This window comes from Albidovulum litorale (assembly GCF_025751495.1).
Classification (GTDB): domain Bacteria; phylum Pseudomonadota; class Alphaproteobacteria; order Rhodobacterales; family Rhodobacteraceae; genus Albidovulum; species Albidovulum litorale.
The window spans coordinates 349,399-369,522 of record NZ_JAOWKZ010000001.1 but is presented as its reverse complement, the minus strand read 5'-3'; the positions used below and the strand labels follow the sequence as shown (position 1 = coordinate 369,522).

The 20,124-nt window shown below is 63.2% G+C and carries 21 protein-coding genes; 17 read left to right on the top strand and 4 right to left on the bottom strand.

The genetic code is table 11. The annotated features are described in order from the left end of the window. Together glmS and glmU are read right to left on the bottom strand one after the other, a co-directional pair. Window positions 1-1,815, bottom strand: coding sequence for a glutamine--fructose-6-phosphate transaminase (isomerizing) (gene glmS, locus OEZ71_RS01865; RefSeq protein ID WP_263738226.1), 1,815 nt, complete (start codon window positions 1,813-1,815; stop codon window positions 1-3). After that, the gene (gene glmU / locus OEZ71_RS01860) at window positions 1,815-3,164 is read right to left on the bottom strand and encodes a bifunctional UDP-N-acetylglucosamine diphosphorylase/glucosamine-1-phosphate N-acetyltransferase GlmU (RefSeq protein ID WP_263738225.1); all 1,350 of its coding nucleotides are present in this window, start codon (window positions 3,162-3,164) and stop codon (window positions 1,815-1,817) included. Before glmU ends, glmS begins: the two co-directional genes overlap by 1 nt. 106 nt (window positions 3,165-3,270) lie before the next feature. Between glmU and OEZ71_RS01855 the strand changes: the two genes are divergently transcribed. Next, the gene (locus OEZ71_RS01855) at window positions 3,271-3,933 is read left to right on the top strand and encodes an HAD-IA family hydrolase (RefSeq protein ID WP_263738224.1); all 663 of its coding nucleotides are present in this window, start codon (window positions 3,271-3,273) and stop codon (window positions 3,931-3,933) included. A 143-nt stretch (window positions 3,934-4,076) separates the two neighbouring features. Next, window positions 4,077-5,303, top strand: coding sequence for a DegT/DnrJ/EryC1/StrS family aminotransferase (locus OEZ71_RS01850; protein WP_263738223.1), 1,227 nt, complete (start codon window positions 4,077-4,079; stop codon window positions 5,301-5,303). Window positions 5,304-5,347: 44 nt separating this feature from the next. Here OEZ71_RS01850 and OEZ71_RS01845 read toward each other — a convergent pair whose 3' ends face one another. Continuing rightward, window positions 5,348-5,743, bottom strand: a complete 396-nt coding sequence (locus OEZ71_RS01845; RefSeq protein ID WP_263738222.1) for a RidA family protein — start codon at window positions 5,741-5,743, stop codon at window positions 5,348-5,350. 198 nt (window positions 5,744-5,941) lie between these two features. Between OEZ71_RS01845 and OEZ71_RS01840 the strand changes: the two genes are divergently transcribed. Then, entirely contained in the window at window positions 5,942-7,105 is a 1,164-nt protein-coding gene (locus OEZ71_RS01840) for an isovaleryl-CoA dehydrogenase (RefSeq protein WP_263738221.1), read from the top strand. A gap of 74 nt (window positions 7,106-7,179) precedes the next feature. On the opposite strand, the gene OEZ71_RS01835 is transcribed toward OEZ71_RS01840, so the two are convergent. Then, entirely contained in the window at window positions 7,180-7,773 is a 594-nt protein-coding gene (locus OEZ71_RS01835; protein ID WP_263738220.1) for an OmpW/AlkL family protein, read from the bottom strand. Window positions 7,774-7,919: 146 nt separating this feature from the next. Between OEZ71_RS01835 and OEZ71_RS01830 the strand changes: the two genes are divergently transcribed. The 14 genes from OEZ71_RS01830 (at window position 7,920) to nuoE (ending at window position 20,087) form a co-directional block, all read left to right on the top strand. Then, window positions 7,920-9,524, top strand: coding sequence for a carboxyl transferase domain-containing protein (locus OEZ71_RS01830; RefSeq protein WP_263738219.1), 1,605 nt, complete (start codon window positions 7,920-7,922; stop codon window positions 9,522-9,524). Window positions 9,525-9,527: 3 nt separating this feature from the next. Next, entirely contained in the window at window positions 9,528-10,088 is a 561-nt protein-coding gene (locus tag OEZ71_RS01825) for a thermonuclease family protein (RefSeq protein ID WP_263738218.1), read from the top strand. After that, window positions 10,088-10,525, top strand: coding sequence for an ASCH domain-containing protein (locus tag OEZ71_RS01820; RefSeq protein WP_263738217.1), 438 nt, complete (start codon window positions 10,088-10,090; stop codon window positions 10,523-10,525). Before OEZ71_RS01825 ends, OEZ71_RS01820 begins: the two co-directional genes overlap by 1 nt. 82 nt (window positions 10,526-10,607) lie before the next feature. Further along, complete coding sequence (locus tag OEZ71_RS01815; RefSeq protein ID WP_263738216.1) at window positions 10,608-12,536, top strand: acetyl-CoA carboxylase biotin carboxylase subunit; 1,929 nt, start codon at window positions 10,608-10,610, stop codon at window positions 12,534-12,536. Continuing rightward, complete coding sequence (locus OEZ71_RS01810) at window positions 12,533-13,189, top strand: glutathione S-transferase family protein (RefSeq protein ID WP_263738215.1); 657 nt, start codon at window positions 12,533-12,535, stop codon at window positions 13,187-13,189. Before OEZ71_RS01815 ends, OEZ71_RS01810 begins: the two co-directional genes overlap by 4 nt. Continuing rightward, complete coding sequence (locus OEZ71_RS01805; RefSeq protein ID WP_263738214.1) at window positions 13,182-14,036, top strand: hydroxymethylglutaryl-CoA lyase; 855 nt, start codon at window positions 13,182-13,184, stop codon at window positions 14,034-14,036. The genes OEZ71_RS01810 and OEZ71_RS01805 overlap by 8 nt, the downstream gene beginning before the upstream one ends. Then, window positions 14,036-14,818, top strand: a complete 783-nt coding sequence (locus tag OEZ71_RS01800) for a crotonase/enoyl-CoA hydratase family protein (RefSeq protein WP_263738213.1) — start codon at window positions 14,036-14,038, stop codon at window positions 14,816-14,818. Before OEZ71_RS01805 ends, OEZ71_RS01800 begins: the two co-directional genes overlap by 1 nt. Window positions 14,819-15,005: 187 nt before the next feature. Continuing rightward, complete coding sequence (locus tag OEZ71_RS01795) at window positions 15,006-15,371, top strand: NADH-quinone oxidoreductase subunit A (protein ID WP_263738212.1); 366 nt, start codon at window positions 15,006-15,008, stop codon at window positions 15,369-15,371. Then, the gene (locus OEZ71_RS01790; RefSeq protein WP_263738211.1) at window positions 15,362-15,895 is read left to right on the top strand and encodes a NuoB/complex I 20 kDa subunit family protein; all 534 of its coding nucleotides are present in this window, start codon (window positions 15,362-15,364) and stop codon (window positions 15,893-15,895) included. The genes OEZ71_RS01795 and OEZ71_RS01790 overlap by 10 nt, the downstream gene beginning before the upstream one ends. 11 nt (window positions 15,896-15,906) lie before the next feature. Then, the gene (locus OEZ71_RS01785; RefSeq protein WP_263738210.1) at window positions 15,907-16,515 is read left to right on the top strand and encodes an NADH-quinone oxidoreductase subunit C; all 609 of its coding nucleotides are present in this window, start codon (window positions 15,907-15,909) and stop codon (window positions 16,513-16,515) included. Next, window positions 16,515-17,387: a sulfotransferase family protein gene (locus OEZ71_RS01780; protein ID WP_263738209.1), complete on the top strand. Its 873-nt coding sequence runs from the start codon at window positions 16,515-16,517 to the stop codon at window positions 17,385-17,387. The genes OEZ71_RS01785 and OEZ71_RS01780 overlap by 1 nt, the downstream gene beginning before the upstream one ends. Before the next feature lie 4 nt (window positions 17,388-17,391). After that, window positions 17,392-18,612 (top strand): NADH-quinone oxidoreductase subunit D, encoded by a 1,221-nt coding sequence (locus OEZ71_RS01775; RefSeq protein ID WP_263738208.1) that lies wholly within the window; start codon window positions 17,392-17,394, stop codon window positions 18,610-18,612. Further along, window positions 18,609-18,950, top strand: coding sequence for a hypothetical protein (locus OEZ71_RS01770; RefSeq protein WP_263738207.1), 342 nt, complete (start codon window positions 18,609-18,611; stop codon window positions 18,948-18,950). The genes OEZ71_RS01775 and OEZ71_RS01770 overlap by 4 nt, the downstream gene beginning before the upstream one ends. Next, window positions 18,951-20,087 carry an NADH-quinone oxidoreductase subunit NuoE gene (gene nuoE, locus OEZ71_RS01765; RefSeq protein ID WP_263738206.1) on the top strand — a complete coding sequence of 379 codons (1,137 nt, stop codon included), beginning with the start codon at window positions 18,951-18,953 and terminating at the stop codon, window positions 20,085-20,087. Window positions 20,088-20,124: the final 37 nt, after the last annotated feature.

Here is a 20,124-nt window from a genome sequence, read left to right as displayed (position 1 = left end):
TCATTCCACCGTAACGGATTTCGCGAGGTTCCTCGGCTGGTCCACGTCGGTGCCTTTGGCGACGGCGGCGTGATAGGCCAGAAGCTGGGCGGGCAGCGCGTAAAGGATCGGTGCGAAGATCGCCGGGATCTCGGGCAGGGTCAGCGTCTTCCAGGTGCCAAGGCCTGCTTCCTCTGCGCCTTTCGGATCGGTGATCAGGATCACCTTGCCGTGGCGCGCCATCACCTCCTGCATGTTCGACACGGTCTTGTCGAAGAGCGCATCGCGCGGGGCGAGGACGACGACGGGGACGTTCTTGTCGATCAGCGCGATGGGGCCGTGCTTGAGTTCCCCGGACGCATAGCCTTCGGCGTGTATATAACTGATTTCTTTCAGTTTAAGTGCGCCTTCCAATGCCAGCGGGAACATCGCGCCACGCCCGAGGAAGAGGACATCCTGCGCCTCGGCCACGGCAGCCGCCATCACGGCGATCGAGGCTTCACGGCTCAGGGTCTGGTTCATCAGGCCCGGCAGGGTGGCGAAGGTCTTCAGGTGATCCGCCAGGGTCTTGTCGTCGATCCTTCCCCGGTCATGACCCGCTTTCAGTGCCAGAAGCAGGAGCACCGAAAGCTGGCAGGTGAAGGCCTTGGTGGAAGCGACGCCGACCTCGACGCCTGCAAGGATCGGCAGCGCGACATCGCTTTCCCGCGCGATGGAGGAGGTGGGGACATTCACGATGGAGACGATCTTGGCCACCTTCTCCTTGGCGTACCGCAAAGCGGCCAGCGTGTCGGCGGTTTCGCCCGACTGGCTGACGAAGATCGCGTAGGAGTTTTCCGGCATGGGCGGTTCGCGGTAGCGGAACTCGGAGGCGATATCGACCTCGCAGGGCAGGCCCGCTAGGCTTTCGAACCAGTATTTGGCGGTCAGGCAGGCATAGTTCGCCGTGCCGCAGGCCACCAGCGTCAGCCGGTCGAGCGTTGAAAAGTCCAGTTCATCGGGAACATTGATCTGGCGGCCCCGGCAGTAATGCTTGATGGCGTCGGCCAGAACTATCGGCTGTTCGGCGATCTCTTTCGCCATGAAATGCTTGTAGCCGGCCTTTTCGATCCGCGTCGCTTCCAGTTGGATCTGCTGCAAGTCCCGGTTGGCGCGGCGGTCGGCGGCATCGAAGATCTCCACTCCCGCGCGGGTGACGAAGGCATAGTCACCTTCCTCCAGATAGGTGATACGGTCGGTCATCGGCGCGAGCGCGATGGCGTCGGAGCCCACGAACATCTCGCCCTCGCCATGGCCGATGGCCAGGGGCGAGCCCTTGCGGGCGGCGATCATCAGGTCTTCCTCGCCGTCGAAGAGGAAGAGAAGCGCGAAGGCGCCTTCAAGGCGGCGCAGGGTTTCGCGCGCGGCGTCGCGGGGGCTCATGCCCTGATCCATATGGTGGCGGGTCAGAAGGGCGACGGTTTCGGTGTCGGTTTCGGTCTCTGCCGCCAGTCCCTTTTCGGCAAGTTCCGTACGCAGATCGCGGAAATTCTCGATGATGCCATTATGAACGACGGCGACCGGGCCGGAGCGGTGGGGATGGGCGTTGACGACCGTCGCCGCGCCATGGGTTGCCCAGCGGGTATGGCCGATCCCGGCCTTGCCTGCGAGCGGGTCGTGAACCAGAAGGTCGGAGAGGTTCACAAGCTTGCCGACCGCGCGACGGCGGTCGAGCCGGCCGCCATTCACGGTCGCGATCCCGGCGGAATCGTAGCCCCGGTATTCCAGCCGTTTCAGCGCCTCGACAAGGATCGGCGCGACCTCATGGCTGCCGAGCACCCCCACAATACCGCACATTACTGCGCCTCTTTCTGGCGTTTCGCCTTAATCTGTTTCAGTTTTTCGAACAATTTTGCCGCCAGGCCGGGTTTTGTTTCCTGTCTGGCGCGGGAAATGGCCAGAGCCTCTGCCGGAACGTCCTGGGTGATGACGGACCCCGACGCCGTCAGCGCCCCATCGCCCACCTTCACCGGGGCGACCAGCATCGTATCGGAGCCAATGAAGGCGCGTTTGCCGATCTCGGTCCGGTGCTTCATCACGCCGTCATAGTTACAGGTGATCGTACCCGCGCCGATATTCGTATGCTCGCCGATATGAGCGTCGCCCAGGTAGGTGAGGTGGCCGACCTTCACGCCTTCGTCGAGGATGGCGTTCTTGATCTCGACGAAATTGCCGACATGGACATCCTCGGCCAGTTCTGCGCCGGGACGCAGCCGGGCGAAGGGGCCGACGGTGGCGCCGCGCGAGATATGGCAGCCTTCAAGATGGCAGAAGGCGCGAATCTCGGCTTCGCTTTCGACGGTCACGCCGGGGCCAAAGACGACATTGGGGGCGATGACCGTATCGCGGCCGATCACGGTATCATAGGCGAAGAAGACGGTTTCGGGCGCGGTCATCGTCACGCCGTTCTCCTGCGCCTCGGCCCGGGCGCGTGCCTGAAAGCTGGCCTCGGCCTGCGCCAGTTGTGCGCGGGTATCGACGCCCAGAGTTTCAGCCTCATCACAGGTCACGACTGAGGCAGAACGGCCCTTGGCGCGGGCCAGCGCGACGATCTCGGTCAGGTAGTATTCGCCCGCCACATTGTCGTTCGAAAGCCCGGTGACGAGGTCAGAAAGCAGCTCGGCCTCAACTGCCATCAAGCCGCCATTGCAAAGCGTTACTGCACGTTCGGCGTCGGTTGCATCTTTGGCCTCAACGATCCGCTCAAGCATGTCGCCTGACAGGATCAGGCGGCCATAACGGCGCGGATTGGCGGGTTCAAATCCGAGGACGGTGATGTCGGTCGCCGAACCGGCCAGCGCCTCCAGCGTCTCGGTTCGGATCAGAGGCGTGTCGCCAAAGAGGATCAGCACCTTGCCCGTAAAACCCTCAAGCGCGGGCAGGGCTTGCGCCACGGCATGACCGGTGCCTAGCTGCTCGGCTTGTGTGACGGTAACGACGTTTTCATCCACCTCAAGGGCTGCCTTAGAGACAGCTTCGCCTTCGTGCCCGGTCACGACGATCATCCGCTCGGGCTCCAGCGTCGCGCCCGCCCGCATTGCATGGGCAAGGACCGGCGCGCCCGCCACCTTGTGCAGGACCTTTGGCAGGTCGGAATTCATCCGGGTCCCCTGTCCGGCGGCGAGAATGATGAGCGCTGTGGCCATGAATGAGACTTCCCTTAAGGTCCGGCACGTTTTAACGATGGCCGCAAATGCCGCAAGGGGCGTGGCTTCACAACTCTTTTCGGCAGGTTACAGGGAAAGGCCCGCAATGCGCACGGTGATTTTCGATCTCGACGGGACGCTCGCGGACACCTCGGCCGACCTCATCGCGGCAGCGAATGCCTGTTTCCGGGGGTTTGGGCACGGCGACATGCTCGACCCGGTCGCCGATGCGCTGACCGCCTTTCATGGTGGGCGGGCCATGCTGCGGCTGGGATTTTCCCGGCTGGGGCAGGGCGGCGAGGCCGAGGTCGACGCGCAGTACCCGATCCTGCTCGCGGCCTATGAGGAGGGGATCGACCGCGAAACGCGGCTTTATCCCGGTGCCATCGAGGCGGTCGAGGCGCTCAGGGCGGCCGGTTATGCGACGGGCATCTGTACCAACAAGCCCGAACGTTTGGCCGAGGTGCTGATGACGCGGCTTGGGGTACGGGGCCTCTTCGGTTCCCTCATCGGCGCGGATACGCTCCCAGTGCGTAAACCTGACCCCGCGCCATACCGGCTGTCGGTCGAACGGGCGGGGGGACGCGTGGAAAACTCGATCCTGATCGGCGACACCGATACCGACCGCCAGACAGGTCGCGCGGCGGGTGTGCCGGTGGCACTGGTCACTTTCGGACCGGCCGGGCAGGGCGTCGCCGGTTTTGCGCCGGAGGCGTTGATTGACGATTTCGCCGATCTGCCGGAGATCGTTCGCGGGCTGATCGGCTAGCTCGGCAATACGTACGCCCTTCCTATTTGGGAATGGGAAGGTGCAATAGTCGGGCTGTTTTGCGGGGCTGAAAGACGGGTTTCACGAATCCGAACCGGTTCGCTGGTTATTGACCGGGTTGGGCGGGCAAGAGAGAAGGCGGAATGAGCGAGCGTTTTGCAGGCAGTTTCACCCAGCAGGAGCCGATCCCCGAGGCGGGGGTAGAGGCGGCGATCAGGGTCATGCGGCACGGTCGGCTGCACCGCTACAACACCGTCGGTGGCGAGGTGGCCGAGACGGCCCTTCTGGAAGAGGAATTCGCGGCCTTCACCGGCGCAAAATACTGCCTTGCTGTCGCCTCGGGCGGCTATGCGATCGGCTGCGCACTGCGCGCCATCGGCATCGGGCCGGGCGATACGGTCCTGACCAATGCCTTCACGCTTGCCCCCGTGCCGGGTGCAATCGCTGCTGTTGGTGGCAGGCCGGTCTTTGTCGAAACGACCGAAGATCTGGTGATCGACCTTGATGATCTTGCGGCCAAGCTGCCCGGGGCCAAGGCGCTGCTTCTCAGCCATATGCGCGGTCATATCTGCGACATGGACCGGCTGATGGTGCTATGCGACGCATCAGGGGTGAAGGTGATCGAGGATTGCGCCCATACGATGGGTGCCGCCTGGCGGGGCGTGCAGTCGGGACGCTGGGGTGTCGCGGGCTGTTATTCGACCCAGACCTACAAGCACATGAATTCGGGCGAGGGCGGGCTTCTCGTCTCGGACGATCCCGACCTGATGGCGCGGGCCACGATTCTGTCTGGTAGCTACATGCTTTACGGCCGCCACCGCGCAAGCCCCGGCCCCGATGCGTTCGAGAAGGTGAAATATGTGACGCCGAACGTCTCGGGCCGGATGGACAACCTGCGTGCGGCGATCCTGCGCCCGCAGCTTGCTGACCTTCCCGCGCAATGCGCCCGCTGGAATGCGCTCTACAAGGTGCTGGAGGCGGGGCTCGCCGACACACCCGGCCTGAAACTCATCCCGCGCCCCGCGGAAGAGGCCTATGTTGCTTCGTCCTTCCAGTTCCTGCTTCCCGATTGGTCCGAGTGCCGCGTTCGTGCCGTGATCGCACGTGCCGCCGCGCGGGGGGTGGAACTGAAATGGTTCGGCCATGCGGAGCCGACGGGCTTTACCTCGCGCCACGACAGCTGGCGCTATGCCGAGAGCCAGTCGCTGCCGCAGACCGACCGCATCCTCGCGGGTCTCATCGACATGCGTCTGCCGCTGACCTTCTCGACCGAGGACGCGGCGCTCATCGCCCGGATCATCCGTGCCGATGTCTCAGCCGTTCATCAGGGCGAGGCTGCGCCTGTCGATATGGTGCCTTCGGCGGATTGAACGCGGAACGTCGGGGCGGTTGTGACCGTTTGCGCCTTTCCCCGTCAGTCAGGAACTACCGCATCCACTTCAATCTCGACGAGCCATTCGGGATTCACGAACCGGTTGATCGCCATGATGGTATCGACTGGGCGTGCATCGAGGCAGTAAAGTTTCCGGGCCTCGATGGCCTGTTTCCAGTTGTCGATGTCGGTCAGGATGACCCGGGTTCGCACGATATCCTGCAAACCGGAACCGGCCTGTTCCAACGCATCCTTGATGATCTCGAAGCATTGTTTGGTCTGTTCGAAAACATCGTCAACGCCCACGGTCTTGCCGTCGCGACCGACCGGAGCGGTTCCTCCGACGGCTATGAAATTGCCGACCCGAACCGCACGGCTGAAGCCGACCACGCTCTCCATCGGGTTGCCATTTGAAATCAGTTTCCGCCCATGTGCCATGTCACGCATCCTCCGTCCGGCATGCGAATAATACTTCAGACGCCGGGTGAGACATCGCTTTTTTCATGGGATGGTTTTGGCATGGACGGACAGATGACGCCTTGTGTGGCTTTATAGTGGTGGCGTTGACACCCATTGACCCGACTCACCCTTTCGATCTATGAATTGAACATACGTTCATTTCTTTCGGGGGCGCCTATGTTCACCGCATCCATGAAGTTCAATTTGGGCGATGAGATCGAAGCCCTGCGCGATATGGTCCACCGCTGGGCGCAAGAGCGCGTGAAGCCGATGGCGGCAGAGATCGACCGGTCGAACGACTTCCCCTCGCAGCTCTGGAAGGAGATGGGCGACCTCGGTCTGCTCGGCATCACCGTGCCCGAGGAATTCGGCGGGGCCGGGATGGGCTATCTCGCCCATTGCGTCGCGGTTGAGGAGATCGCGCGGGCCTCGGCCTCGGTCTCGCTCTCCTACGGCGCGCATTCCAACCTTTGCGTCAATCAAATCAAACTAAACGGCTCGCCCGAGCAGAAAGCTAAATACCTGCCGCGCTTGATCTCTGGCGACCATGTCGGGGCGCTGGCGATGTCCGAGGCCGGGGCGGGGTCGGACGTGGTGTCGATGAAACTCCGCGCAGAGAAGAAGAGCGATCGCTTCGTCCTCAATGGCACCAAGTTCTGGATCACCAACGGGCCAGATGCGGACACTCTGGTGGTTTACGCCAAGACCGACCCCGAGGCCGGATCGAAGGGCATCACCGCCTTCCTTGTGGAAAAGGAGATGAAGGGCTTTTCGACCTCGAAACATTTCGACAAGCTCGGGATGCGCGGCTCGAACACCGCCGAACTGGTGTTCGAGGATGTCGAGGTGCCGTTCGAGAATATCCTCGGTGAAGAGGGCAGGGGCGTCCGTGTCCTCATGTCCGGGCTCGACTACGAACGCGTGGTCCTTTCCGCCATTGGTCCCGGCATCATGGCCGCCTGTATGGATGAGGTCATGCCCTACATCGCCCAGCGAAAGCAGTTCGGTCAGCCGATTGGAAACTTCCAGCTGATGCAGGCCAAGATCGCCGACATGTACACCAAGATGAACTCGTCGCGCGCCTATATCTACGAGGTTGCCAAGGCCTGCGACCGGGGCGAGGTCACCCGCCAGGACGCGGCGGCCTGCGTGCTCTATGCCTCGGAAGAGGCGATGGTGGTCGCCCATCAGGCAGTGCAGGCCATGGGCGGCATGGGTTTCATGAACGAAACCCCCGTCGCCCGCATCTTCCGCGACGCGAAACTGATGGAGATCGGCGCCGGGACGAGCGAGATCCGCCGCATGCTGATCGGGCGCGAGTTGATGGGGGCGATGGGGTGAAGCACGCGTCACCCGCCACAAAAAAAGGGCGCGTCCCCTACCTGACGCGCCCCTTCCCTGTGCCTGTATGCGGTTCAGAATTTCATGACATAGGACATGCCGACCACGATTGGGTCGATATCGACCGTGCCTATCGGCGCGCCGCCCAGAGATACGTCGCTTTCGATGTCCATCCAGCGGATCTCGGTCCTGAGAGCACCCTTGTCGCTCAGCGCGAAATCGACGCCCGCCTTCACCGCCAGCCCGAAGGAATCGTCCAGCTTGACGTTCCCAAGCGCCGATTTCTCAGAGAAGAACGTGGTGTAGTTGACACCCGCGCCGAAGAACGGCGTCAGCTTGCCGCCGGTCGGCATGTGATAGACCAGCGACAGGGTCGGCGGCAGGTGCTTGACCGTCGCGGTGCCAACGCCCTGAATGGTCGCGGTGTGCTTGAAGGGCGTCGCCGCCAGCAGTTCAATACCGACATTGTCCCACGGGAAATATTCAACGGTGATCGTCGGGCGGATATTTTCGTCGACGCTGGTCGGGGCGCCCGCAAGCAGGCCATTGTCATCCTTCGGATCGACGTAACCGAAGCCAAGGCCGAGCGTCCAGTCACCGGCGGACTGCGCATGGGCCGGGGCGGCGACGGCAAGGGCGAGGATGGCGGGCAGTATCGTAAGTTTCATGGTCGTTCCCTCTCTTGTCGCGCGCAGGACCGTCCTAGCGCGCGGGCTGGTCAGGGCTTTGACCTGAGTCAAATTTATTCTGCGGTGCGGCAGGGTGTTGCTGCAAAGCCGCATAGGTATGCAATAAAGGGTCTGGAGGCAGACACATGAAGCTCGCAAGTCAGGTTCTGACCGGCTCCGATACCTTCCGCGCCAACCGCGCGGCGCATGAAGCGATGCTGGCGACCATCGCCGAGGCGGCAAAAATGGCCGCCGCAGGCGGTGGTGAAAAATCCCTCGCTCGCCATGTCGCGCGTGGCAAGATGCCGCCGCGCGAGCGGGTGGCGAACCTCTTGGACGCCGGTTCGCCCTTCCTCGAGATCGGCGCCACCGCCGCCCATGGCATGTACAACGGCGACGCCCCCGCCGCCGGGGTCATCGCGGGGATCGGGCGGGTCCACGGGCAAGAGGTGATGGTGGTGGCCAACGACGCCACCGTGAAGGGCGGCACCTATTACCCGATGACGGTCAAGAAACACCTCCGCGCGCAGGAGATCGCGGCAGAGAACCATCTGCCCTGCATCTACCTTGTCGATAGCGGCGGCGCCAACCTGCCCAACCAGGATGAGGTCTTTCCCGACCGCGACCATTTTGGCCGCATCTTCTTCAATCAGGCGCGGATGAGCGCGAAGGGCATCCCCCAGATCGCCGTCGTCATGGGCTCCTGCACCGCGGGCGGCGCCTATGTGCCCGCCATGTCCGATGTCTCGATCATCGTGAAGGAACAGGGGACGATCTTCCTCGCCGGTCCGCCGCTGGTGAAGGCCGCGACGGGCGAGGTGGTCAGCGCCGAGGACCTCGGCGGCGGTGATGTCCATACCCGGCTTTCAGGTGTCGCCGATTATCTGGCAGAGGATGACGCCCATGCGCTGGCGCTGGCCCGCCGCGCGGTCAGTCATCTGAACCGGCGGAAACCGCAAAGCGTCGACTGGCAGAGCCCCGAAGCACCCGCCTATGACCCCGAGGAGATTCTTGGACTCGTCCCCGCCGACCTGCGCACCCCCTATGACATCCGCGAGGTGATCGCCCGCATCGTCGACGGCTCCCGCTTCGACGAGTTCAAGCCGCGCTTCGGCGAGACGCTGGTGACGGGGTTTGCCCATGTCGAAGGCTGCCCGGTCGGCATCGTCGCCAACAATGGCGTCCTCTTTTCTGAGTCCGCGATCAAGGGCGCGCATTTCGTGGAACTCTGCAGCCAGCGCAGTATCCCGCTTGTGTTCTTGCAAAACATCACCGGCTTCATGGTCGGCCGTAAATACGAAAACGAAGGCATCGCCCGGCACGGCGCTAAGATGGTGACGGCGGTGGCCACGACCAATGTGCCGAAGATCACGATGCTGGTCGGCGGCTCTTTCGGTGCCGGCAATTACGGCATGGCGGGCCGCGCCTATTCCCCCCGTTTCCTCTGGACCTGGCCCAATTCCCGCATTTCCGTCATGGGCGGCGAACAGGCGGCGGGCGTTCTGGCGACCGTCAAGCGCGACGGGATCGAGCGGGCAGGCGGCACATGGTCGCCTGAGGAAGAGGCCGAGTTCAAACGTCCCACCATCGAGATGTTCGAGGAACAGTCGCATCCCCTCTACGCCTCCGCCCGCCTCTGGGACGACGGCATCATCGACCCGCGCCGCTCGCGCGAGGTGCTGGCGCTTTCGCTTTCGGCGGCGCTCAACGCGCCCATCGAACCCACGCGTTTCGGCGTGTTCCGGATGTGAGCCATGGCCCGGCGTAATAACAATGTGGTGCGTTACAGCCGGGACTACCGGCGGCAGCCAAAATGGAACATGGGGCTGCCACCCCGGCGGCGGCGCGGCGTTAGACTTGCCGACCCGCGTTTCTACCTGCGTGCTGTCATCGTGGTGGGCGCGCTCGGTCTGGTCGTACTTCCCGGTGTCGCGGATGCGACGCTGTCCGTCATCCGGCCACTGTCGGCGGAAAACGGTTCCTGCCGCATCTACCAGGTGGTCGACGGTGATACCGTCCGCATGTGGTGCCCTGTCCGGGGCAATGTTTCTGCGCGGCTCAAGGGCTTCGACACGCCCGAACTGTTCTCGCCGCAATGTGCATCCGAACTTGCCGCAGCTGTAACGGCGAAATGGGCGCTACGTCTAATTCTATGGCAGGCGGATGAGGTGAGGATCGTCCGCGAAGGCACCGACCGCTATGACCGTGCACTGGTGACGGTCTTTATCGACGGCGCACCGCTTGCCCGCCGCATGATCGCTGACGGCCATGCCCGCCCCTATGGTGGCGGTGTCCGTCAGACATGGTGCGCATGATGGCTGCAAAACCGAACACGATCCTCGCACTGAATGCCGCCCGCGCCCGCTATCCGGGGGCGGAGACCTTCACCTTCGGCGACAGCCGCGCGCTCTGCGACCGGCTCCTTGCCCTTGTCCGCTCCGGGGCCAAGACCGCGACCTGTGGCGCCCTGCGGGACTTCCATGCCGAGGGCGAGGCTCTGCCGGTCCCCGGCCGCCGCGACATCGCGCTTGACTGGGATGGCGGTCCGGCGCTGGTGATCGAGACGCGTGAGGTCACGATCCGCCGCTTTTGTGACGTAGATGAGGACTTCGCGCTGGCCGAGGGCGAGGACACCTCGCTTGCAGGTTGGCAGAAAGGTCACCGCGCCTTTTTCGAACGCAATGGCGGCTGGTCGGAAGACATGGAACTGGTCTGCGAACGTTTCCGCCTGATCGAGGATTTCGCGGCATGATCATTCGCGTTTCTTCATCATCGAAACACCCAACCGGGGTCCGGGGCTATGAGACACCCGGCGACGCCGAAAGGACGGATGCATGTTCAACAAGATCCTGATCGCCAACCGGGGTGAGATCGCCTGCCGTGTGATCGACACCTGCCGCCGCCTCGGCGTTGCAACGGTCGCGGTCTATTCCAATGCGGACGCCACCGCCCGCCATGTCGCTATGGCCGATGAAGCGGTGCATATTGGTGGACCGGCGCCGAAGGACAGCTACCTGAAGGGCGACGAGATCATCGCGGCGGCGAAGGCCACCGGCGCAGAGGCGATCCACCCCGGTTACGGCTTCCTGTCCGAAAACCCAGGTTTCGTCGAGGCGGTTGAGAACGCGGGTCTGACCTTCATTGGTCCCTCGGCGAAAGCGATCCGGGCGATGGGCCTCAAGGATGCGGCCAAGGCGCTGATGGAAGAGGCGGGCGTTCCCGTCGTGCCCGGCTATCACGGCGACAATCAGGACCCCGAGCATCTGGCCGGGGCCGCCGACACCATCGGCTACCCGGTCCTCATCAAGGCAGTCGCGGGTGGCGGCGGCAAGGGCATGCGGCTCGTGGAGCGCCCGGAGGAGTTCGACGAGAAGCTGACAAGCGCACGAGGAGAAGCCGAGACCGCTTTCGGCAATCCCGCCGTTCTGATCGAAAAATACGTCCAGAAGCCCCGCCACATCGAGGTGCAGGTCTTCGGCGATGGCACCCGTGCTGTGCACCTTTATGAACGCGACTGCTCGCTCCAGCGTCGGCACCAGAAGGTGATCGAGGAAGCGCCCGCGCCCGGCATGACCGAAGAGATGCGCGCGGCGATGGGGCAGGCGGCGGTGCGTGCAGCTGAGGCCATCGGCTACAAGGGGGCGGGCACGGTCGAGTTCATCGTCGACGGCTCAGATGGTCTGCGCCCCGACCGTTTCTGGTTCATGGAGATGAACACGCGGCTTCAGGTAGAACATCCGGTGACTGAGGCGATCACCGGCATCGATCTGGTGGAATGGCAGTTGCGCGTCGCCAGCGGCGAACCTCTGACCTCGCAGCAGGAGGATATCCCGCTCAAAGGCCACGCCTTCGAGGCGCGGCTTTATGCCGAGGATGTGCCTGCGGGGTTCCTGCCTGCGACCGGCACGCTGACGCATCTCCATTTCCCCGAAGGCGCCCGTGCCGATACCGGTGTGCGGCCCGGCGATACGATCAGCCCCTGGTATGACCCGATGATCGCCAAGGTCATCGTTCACGGGGCCACCCGCGCCATTGCGCTCTCGAAACTCCGCGCGGCGCTTGAAGATACCGAGGTTGCGGGCTCGGTCACGAACCTCTCGTTCCTTGCAGCCCTTGCCCGGCACGAAGGCTTCCGCGCGGGCGATGTCGATACCGGCCTCATCGCCCGCGACCTCGGTCCATTGACCGAGGCTGCTGCGCCGGACCTCGCCGTCCGTGCCCTTGCGGCTTTGGGCGCGGCGGGGCTCGCCGAAGGCGGCGCACCCATGTCCGGCTTCACGCTCTGGGCCCCGTTGAAGCGCACGGTTGCACTCGACGGGATGACAGCGCTTATAGAGGTTCTGGGGCCGTGCCGGGCCCGTGTCTCGATTGATGATGAAAAAGCCGATTGCAGTATGACCGCGGGCGCGTGGTGGGTGAATGGCCGCCCCTCGGGCGCTCGGATCGTTCTGACGCCGGGCACGGTTTCGGTCTTCGGGCCGGGGGCGTATCACTTCGGTCTGACCGATTCCCTTGACCGGCAAAGCGCTGCGGCGGGCGGGGGGCTGACGCTGTCGCCGATGCCGGGGCTCGTCAAGGCGGTATACGTTCAAGCCGGGCAGGCGGTCGCGGCGGGTGATCGGCTGGCGGTGCTGGAAGCGATGAAGATGGAACACACGCTCACCGCCGCGCGTGACGGCACTGTGGCCGAAGTGCTGGTGACGCCCGGCGCGCAGGTCGAGGCAGGTGCGGCGCTCGTGCGGCTGGAGGAAGAAGAGGCATGATCCGCCTGCATCACTGCCACCAGACACGTTCCATGCGCTCGCTCTGGCTCTTACATGAGTTGGGCGTGAAGTTCGATGTGGTGGTGCATCCGTTCGACAAGTCGCTGCGATCCCTTGACTATCTCTCGGTCAACCCGGCGGGCCGGGTGCCAGCGCTGGAAATCGACGACCGGGTGATCTGGGAAAGCGGAGCGATCACCGAATACCTTTGCGAGCGATTTCCCGACAAGGGGCTTGGGCGCGCACCGGGCGATCCTGAGCGCGCCGACTGGCTGATCTGGGTGCATTTCGCCGAGACGATCAGCCAGCACACCGCCGCACTGACGCAGCAGCATATCGCGCTCTATGACGATACGATGCGCAGTTCGGTCGTGATGCGGCTGGAGGCGAAGCGGATCGAGAAATGCTATGGCGCGCTGGAGCGGCGGCTGATCGGGCGGGAGCATCTGTTGGGTCGCGGTTTTTCCGCTGCTGATATCGGTGTGGCACAAGCGCTCTACATGGCGCGGCATTTCGCGAAGACGGACGCTTTTCCCGCGCTGACGGCGTGGTACGGCCGGGTGACCGCGCGCCCTGCGTTCCAAAAGGCGCTGCCGCCGAAGAAGGCCGACCTTCTTTACAAGCGCGATTTTTATGAGGCCTGGGATGAGTGAGGTCGTCGAGATCGTCGAGATGGGCCCGCGCGACGGGCTTCAGAACGAAAAGCGCATCATTCCGACGGCGGAAAAAATCGCGCTTGTCGATCTTCTCAGTCGGGCCGGATTCCGACGGATCGAGGTGGCGAGTTTTGTCAGCCCGAAATGGGTGCCGCAGATGGCCGACAGCGCCGAGGTGCTGGCCGGGATCACCCGCAGGGCGGGGGTTCGTTACGCGGCGCTGACACCCAATATGAAAGGCTATGAGGGCGCAAAGGCCGCCCATGCCGATGAGGTGGCGATCTTTGCCTCGGCCTCCGAAGGGTTTTCCAAAGCCAACCTGAATTGCACCATCGCCGAAAGCCTTGAGCGCTTCAAGCCCGTTGCCGACGCCGCCAAGGCAGATGGCATCCCGGTCCGAGGATATGTCTCGGTGGTGACGGACTGTCCCTATGATGGACGGATCGCCCCGTCGGCCGTTGCGCGGGTTGTAGCAGATTTGCGCGATATGGGTTGTTACGAGATCAGCCTTGGCGACACGATCGGTCAGGGACGTCCCGAAACCGTCGACGCGATGTTGACGGATGTGCTGAACGAATTGCCACCCGATCGGCTCGCAGGTCACTACCACGATACGGCGGGCAGGGCATTGGCCAATATCGACGCCTCTCTCGCGCGTGGGATCAGGGTCTTTGATGCGGCTGTTGGCGGCCTTGGCGGTTGCCCCTATGCGCCCGGCGCGGCGGGCAATGTAGCGACCGAGGCGGTCGCCGCGCATCTTGCGGCACTGGGTTACCAGACGGGACTGGATATGGCGGTTCTGGCCGAAGCGGGCGCGCTGGCACGTAACATGCGGGGTGCATGATGTATGAGACGCTTTCACTTGACTGCGACGACCGTGGTGTCACGCGGCTGACGCTCAACCGGCCGGAAAAGCATAATGCGCTTTCGGCAACCATGATTGCCGAGCTTACCGAAGCGGCGGGACGGCTGGGCAGCGACCCGGCCGTCAGGGTGATCGTACTGACCGGCGCAGGCGACAGTTTCTGCGCGGGTGGGGACCTCGGCTGGATGCGCGAGCAGATGGCGGCGGACGGGGCGACCCGCGCGCGGGAAGCGACGAAGCTTGCCATGATGCTGAACGCGCTCAACACCTGCCCGAAGCCGGTGATCGGACGCGTTCAGGGCAACGCCTTTGGCGGCGGGGTCGGCATGGCCTCGGTCTGCGACGTGGCCATCGGCGTGGCGGGCGCCCGGTTCGGCCTGACAGAGACGAAGCTTGGCCTGATCCCGGCGACCATCGGCCCCTATGTGCTCGCCCGGCTGGGTGAGGCGATGGCGCGGCGGGTTTTCATGTCGGCACGGCTTTTCGGTGCGGAAGAGGCTGTGACTTTGGGCCTTCTGGCCCGCGCGGTCGATCCCGAGGATCTCGACGACGCCATCGAGACCGAAGTCGCCCCATACCTTGCCTGCGCACCGGGCGCCGTGGCCGAGGCCAAGGCGCTGGCGCGGAAGCTCGGGCCCCGGATCGATGAGGCAATGATCGCCGAAACCATTGGCGCGCTTGTAAGGCGCTGGGAAAGCCCCGAGGCTGCCGAGGGAATCGCCGCCTTCTTCGACAAGCGGGCCCCGGCCTGGAAAACCTGAGAAAATCGACAAAATCGAACCGCCGCCGCGTGGGAGGGTAGCGTTAACTGCCCGCCAGACCCGACATTTTCCGTGTCTTACACGACAGAATGCGGCCCGCCTTTGGTTGACCCCGTCCGGGCGGGGGAGTAAACGGGCGAGAGCCATATGACGCGTGTCGCACGCGCGCGGGACGAAGGAGCCAACGGTGGACGATCAGCTCAGAGAATATCTTCCCATCCTCATCTTCCTCGCCATGGCCGTCGGCCTCGGCCTTGTCCTGATCCTCGCGGCCGCAATTCTCGCCGTCCGCAGCCCCGATCCGGAGAAGGTTTCGGCCTATGAATGCGGCTTCAACGCCTTCGACGACGCGCGCATGAAATTCGACGTGCGCTTCTACCTCGTCTCGATCCTCTTCATCATCTTCGATCTGGAAGTGGCCTTCCTCTTTCCCTGGGCAGTAGCGTTCAAGGACATTTCGATGGTCGGGTTCTGGTCGATGATGGTGTTCCTTGCCGTGTTGACCATCGGCTTTGCCTATGAATGGAAGAAGGGGGCGATGGAATGGGCGTGATGACCTCTGCCAATACCGCCGGCGCCGACCGTGAGGTCGCGACGCAGACGCTAAACCGGGAATTGCAGGACAAGGGCTTCCTGCTGACGACGACCGAGGACATCATCAACTGGGCGCGGAACGGCTCCTTGCACTGGATGACCTTTGGCCTTGCCTGCTGCGCGGTCGAGATGATGCACACCTCGATGCCGCGCTATGACCTTGAGCGCTTCGGCACCGCGCCGCGCGCAAGCCCGCGCCAGTCCGACCTGATGATCGTGGCGGGAACGCTGACCAACAAGATGGCACCCGCTCTGCGCAAGGTCTACGACCAAATGCCAGAGCCGCGTTACGTGATCTCCATGGGATCCTGCGCCAATGGCGGCGGCTATTATCACTACAGCTATTCGGTGGTGCGCGGCTGCGACCGGATCGTGCCCGTTGACATCTATGTGCCCGGCTGCCCGCCGACCGCCGAAGCCCTGCTTTATGGCATCCTGCAATTGCAGCGGAAGATCCGCCGCACCGGCACTCTGGTTCGCTGAGGAGGTTCCCTATGTCCGAAGCCCTTCAGGAAATCGCCGCCCATATCGAGCTCAAGCGCCCAGATGAGGTGGTCGCGACCGAGATCGCGTTCGGGGAACTGAACGTCACGGTAACGCTCGCCGGTCTGAAAGATTTCATCGAATTCCTGCGCTCCGACCGGTCCTGCCGGTTCTCGACGCTCGTCGATATCACGGCGGTGGATTACCCCGAGCGCCCAGCCCGGTTTGATGTGGTCTATCACTTCCTGTCGATGTACCAGAACGCCCGCATCCGAGTCCGCATTCAGGCCCGCGAAGAAGATATGGTGCCGTCGATCACCGACATCCACCCCTCGGCCAACTGGTTCGAGCGGGAAGTGTTCGACATGTTCGGCATCATCTTCTCCGGCCATCCCGACCTGCGCCGCATCCTCACCGATTACGGCTTCCGGGGCTATCCGCTAAGGAAAGACTTCCCGACGACCGGCTATACCGAAGTGCGCTACGACGAGGCGCTGAAGCGCGTGGTCTATGAGCCGGTGAAACTGGTCCAGGACTACCGGCAGTTCGATTTCATGTCGCCCTGGGAGGGCGCGGAATACATCCTTCCGGGCGATGAAAAGCAGGGGGCCAAGGGCTGATGGCCAGACCGGTGGTCATGTACGGGATCGGTGCGACGAAGGCGGGGACCTCATGGCTCTACCGCTATCTCGCCGCGCATCCCGACTGCTACCTTCGGTCGATCAAGGAACTGCATTTCTTCGACAGCCACGAAAAAGGCAGCCGCGACTGGCATCTGAAGCAGTTCGAAAACACCGGCGCCTCGCTTGGTCGCAAGATCGCGGGCGGGCAGGACGGGGTGAACGGCTGGGCGAGCCTGCATCTGGCCGAAATCGGGGTCTATTCCGGCATTCTGCGTGAGGGCGACGAAACCGCCTATCTCGCCTTCCTTCACGATGGCCGTGACAAGGAAAGCGTCGTCGGCGACATCACTCCCTGCTATTCGCTTCTATCGGCCAAATGTCTCGCCCACATGGCCGAGATCGCGGGCGATGCCCGGTTCGTCTATCTGATGCGTGACCCTGTGGACCGGCTCTGGAGCCATGTCCGAATGATTGCCAAGCGCCGCAGCAAGGATGGCGGTGATATCCCCGAACGCGCCGCGCGCATCTTTGACAAGGCGCTCGACGGGCAGGAAGATCACATCGTTGAACGCGGCGACTACCGCGCGACGCTGGAAAAGCTCGAACAGGCGCTCGACCCCGAGAAGGTGTTCCTCTGCACCTATGAGGAGCTTTTCTCGGATGAGGCGGTCCAACGGCTTTGTGCCTTTCTCGGCATCCGGGCCATGCCGGGGCAGTACGACAGCCGGGCGCATGTCGGCATTCCGGTGCCGATGACGGCGGAGCAGATACATCGCGCGGCGGAGTTCCTTCGCCCGCAATACGATTATGTCGCATCAAAGCTCGGGCAGATGCCCCGGGGCTGGGGTGCGGCGATGGCAGGGGCATGAGATGATGGACGGTTCCAGAGGCTATGAAGACGCGCTGACCGGCGAACAGCGGATCCGCAACTTCAACATCAACTTCGGACCGCAACACCCTGCGGCGCATGGTGTTTTGCGGCTGGTGCTGGAGCTTGACGGCGAGGTCGTGGAACGCTGCGACCCGCATATCGGCCTTCTGCATCGCGGCACCGAAAAGCTGATGGAAAGCCGCACCTACCTGCAGAACCTGCCCTATTTCGACCGGCTCGACTATGTCGCGCCGATGAACCAGGAACATGCCTGGTGTCTGGCCATCGAAAAGCTGACCGGCACCGTCGTGCCGCGCCGGGGGCAGCTGATCCGGGTGCTGTTCTCCGAAATCGGCCGCATCCTGAACCACCTTCTGAACGTGACCACGCAGGCGCTCGACGTTGGCGCGCTGACGCCGCCGCTTTGGGGTTTCGAGGAACGTGAAAAACTGATGGTCTTCTACGAGCGGGCCTGCGGCGCGCGGCTTCACGCCGCCTATTTCCGCCCGGGTGGCGTGCATCAGGACCTGCCGGACGACCTTCTCAATGACATCGAGGAATGGGCGACCGAGTTCCCGAAGGTCATCGACGACCTTGACGGGCTTCTGACCGAAAACCGCATCTTCAAGCAGCGCAACGCCGATATCGGCATCGTGCATGAGGAAGACGTGCTGCGCTGGGGCTATTCCGGCGTCATGGTTCGGGGGTCCGGCATGGCCTGGGACCTGCGCCGCGCACAGCCCTACGAATGCTACGACGAGTTCGACTTCAAGATCCCTGTCGGCAAGAACGGCGACTGCTATGACCGCTACCTCTGCCGCATGGAAGAGATGCGCCAGTCGACCAGCATCATCCATCAGGCCATTGCCAAGCTGCGCGCGCCCGACGGCAAGGGCGACGTGCTGGCGCGCGGCAAGATCACCCCGCCGAAACGGGGCGAGATGAAGCGGTCGATGGAGGCGCTGATCCATCACTTTAAGCTTTACACCGAGGGCTTCCACGTCCCCGCGGGCGAGGTCTATGCCGCCATCGAAGCGCCCAAGGGCGAGTTCGGCGTCTACCTTGTCGCCGACGGGTCCAACAAACCCTACCGCGCCAAGATCCGCGCCCCCGGCTATCCGCATCTGCAATCGATCGACTGGATGGCCAAGGGCCACCTTCTGGCCGACGTCGCGGCGATCATCGGCACGATGGATGTCGTGTTCGGGGAGATTGATCGGTGACGGATACGAACTCAATCGACTCCCTCAACGGGAAGATATCGCTAGTAAAGAATCTAGCGTGGTTGGCTGGCGCACTTTTTGCAGGGGCTGTGGCTTTGGCTGCTTGGACCGCGAGCAAGTTCAACGAGCTAACCAGTGGGTTTATTAGATATGGGGACAGTGTTTCGATCATGACCCACGATCCGAACGGTGCTGCGTTTCCTTTGAACGTGGATTTGGCTGCTCCGGTTGGTAACGCGCTGCGTTACGGATCTAAGGAAATCTTTATCCCCTACTTCAGACCGACCTCGGAAGAGCCAGCTGAAGTTCTGAAAATAGTAAAATCAGAGGCTGAATAAATGCTTCGTCGCCTTCACCACGAACAACCCGCCTCTTTTGAATTCACGCCTGCGAACCTCGCCTGGGCGAAGGGGCAGATCACGAAGTATCCCGAGGGCCGTCAGGCCTCGGCGATCATCCCGCTTCTCTGGCGCGCGCAGGAGCAAGAGGGTTGGCTCTCCCGTGCTGCGATCGAGCATGTCGCCGATATGCTCAGCATGGCCCATATAAGGGCGCTGGAAGTGGCGACCTTCTACTTCATGTTCCAGCTGCAACCCGTTGGTTCGGTTGCCCATATCCAGATTTGCGGCACCACCTCCTGCATGATCTGCGGGGCAGAGGACCTGATCCGGGTCTGCCGCGAAAAGATCGCGCCGAATGCCCACCAGCTTTCGGCTGACGGCAAGTTCAGCTGGGAAGAGGTCGAATGCCTCGGCGCCTGCACCAACGCGCCCATGGCCCAGATCGGCAAGGATTATTACGAGGATCTGACAGCCGAGAGCCTGTCAAAGCTCCTCGATGACATGGCCGCTGGCAAGGTGCCGGTACCGGGCCCGCAGAACGGCCGCTATGCGTCCGAGCCGAAGAGCGGGCTTACGAGCCTGAAGGAGTACGAAAAGGGCCGGGCGAAATACAACGGTTCGGTTCAGCGTGCCGTCGATATCGGCGATACGATCAAGCGCATCGACGGGACCGAGGTGCCGCTGCTGACGCCGTGGCTCGGCAAGGCCGCGAAGGCCGCGCCCGCGACGCCCGCAAAGGGCAAGGTGAAGGAACCGAAGCCCGCGAAGGGCAAGCCAGCCGATGCGACCGGTGTGACCGTGCAGGCGGCGCAGGCCATCTCGAAGGGTGAACCGGTGCCCTCTAAGGGAAAGAAGCCGCGCGTGATGAAAGCACCGCGCAAGGGCGGAGCGGACGATCTGAAGATGATCAAGGGCGTCGGTCCGAAGCTGGAAGAAATGCTGAACGGCATGGGCTTTTACCACTTCGATCAGGTCGCGGCCTGGACCGAGGCGGAACTGGCCTGGGTCGATGACAATATCGAAGGGTTCAAGGGCCGTGCCAGCCGCGATGGCTGGATCGAACAGGCCAAGCTTCTGGCCGGGGGCGGCCAAACCGAGTTCTCCAAACGTGTAAAGAAAGGCGACGTCTACTGAGCAGGTAACAAGAACGGGGATTACGAGGGATGACAGG

Excerpts from the sequence above, each read along its gene's own strand:
- glmS (WP_263738226.1), bottom strand. The coding sequence starts at position 1,815 with ATGTGCGGTATTGTGGGGGTGCTCGGCAGCCATGAGGTCGCGCCGATC.
- glmU (WP_263738225.1), bottom strand. The coding sequence starts at position 3,164 with ATGGCCACAGCGCTCATCATTCTCGCCGCCGGACAGGGGACCCGGATG.
- OEZ71_RS01855 (WP_263738224.1), top strand. The coding sequence starts at position 3,271 with ATGCGCACGGTGATTTTCGATCTCGACGGGACGCTCGCGGACACCTCG.
- OEZ71_RS01850 (WP_263738223.1), top strand. The coding sequence starts at position 4,077 with ATGAGCGAGCGTTTTGCAGGCAGTTTCACCCAGCAGGAGCCGATCCCC.
- OEZ71_RS01845 (WP_263738222.1), bottom strand. The coding sequence starts at position 5,743 with ATGGCACATGGGCGGAAACTGATTTCAAATGGCAACCCGATGGAGAGC.
- OEZ71_RS01840 (WP_263738221.1), top strand. The coding sequence starts at position 5,942 with ATGTTCACCGCATCCATGAAGTTCAATTTGGGCGATGAGATCGAAGCC.
- OEZ71_RS01835 (WP_263738220.1), bottom strand. The coding sequence starts at position 7,773 with ATGAAACTTACGATACTGCCCGCCATCCTCGCCCTTGCCGTCGCCGCC.
- OEZ71_RS01830 (WP_263738219.1), top strand. The coding sequence starts at position 7,920 with ATGAAGCTCGCAAGTCAGGTTCTGACCGGCTCCGATACCTTCCGCGCC.
- OEZ71_RS01825 (WP_263738218.1), top strand. The coding sequence starts at position 9,528 with ATGGCCCGGCGTAATAACAATGTGGTGCGTTACAGCCGGGACTACCGG.
- OEZ71_RS01820 (WP_263738217.1), top strand. The coding sequence starts at position 10,088 with ATGGCTGCAAAACCGAACACGATCCTCGCACTGAATGCCGCCCGCGCC.
- OEZ71_RS01815 (WP_263738216.1), top strand. The coding sequence starts at position 10,608 with ATGTTCAACAAGATCCTGATCGCCAACCGGGGTGAGATCGCCTGCCGT.
- OEZ71_RS01810 (WP_263738215.1), top strand. The coding sequence starts at position 12,533 with ATGATCCGCCTGCATCACTGCCACCAGACACGTTCCATGCGCTCGCTC.
- OEZ71_RS01805 (WP_263738214.1), top strand. The coding sequence starts at position 13,182 with ATGAGTGAGGTCGTCGAGATCGTCGAGATGGGCCCGCGCGACGGGCTT.
- OEZ71_RS01800 (WP_263738213.1), top strand. The coding sequence starts at position 14,036 with ATGTATGAGACGCTTTCACTTGACTGCGACGACCGTGGTGTCACGCGG.
- OEZ71_RS01790 (WP_263738211.1), top strand. The coding sequence starts at position 15,362 with ATGGGCGTGATGACCTCTGCCAATACCGCCGGCGCCGACCGTGAGGTC.
- OEZ71_RS01785 (WP_263738210.1), top strand. The coding sequence starts at position 15,907 with ATGTCCGAAGCCCTTCAGGAAATCGCCGCCCATATCGAGCTCAAGCGC.
- OEZ71_RS01780 (WP_263738209.1), top strand. The coding sequence starts at position 16,515 with ATGGCCAGACCGGTGGTCATGTACGGGATCGGTGCGACGAAGGCGGGG.
- OEZ71_RS01775 (WP_263738208.1), top strand. The coding sequence starts at position 17,392 with ATGGACGGTTCCAGAGGCTATGAAGACGCGCTGACCGGCGAACAGCGG.
- nuoE (WP_263738206.1), top strand. The coding sequence starts at position 18,951 with ATGCTTCGTCGCCTTCACCACGAACAACCCGCCTCTTTTGAATTCACG.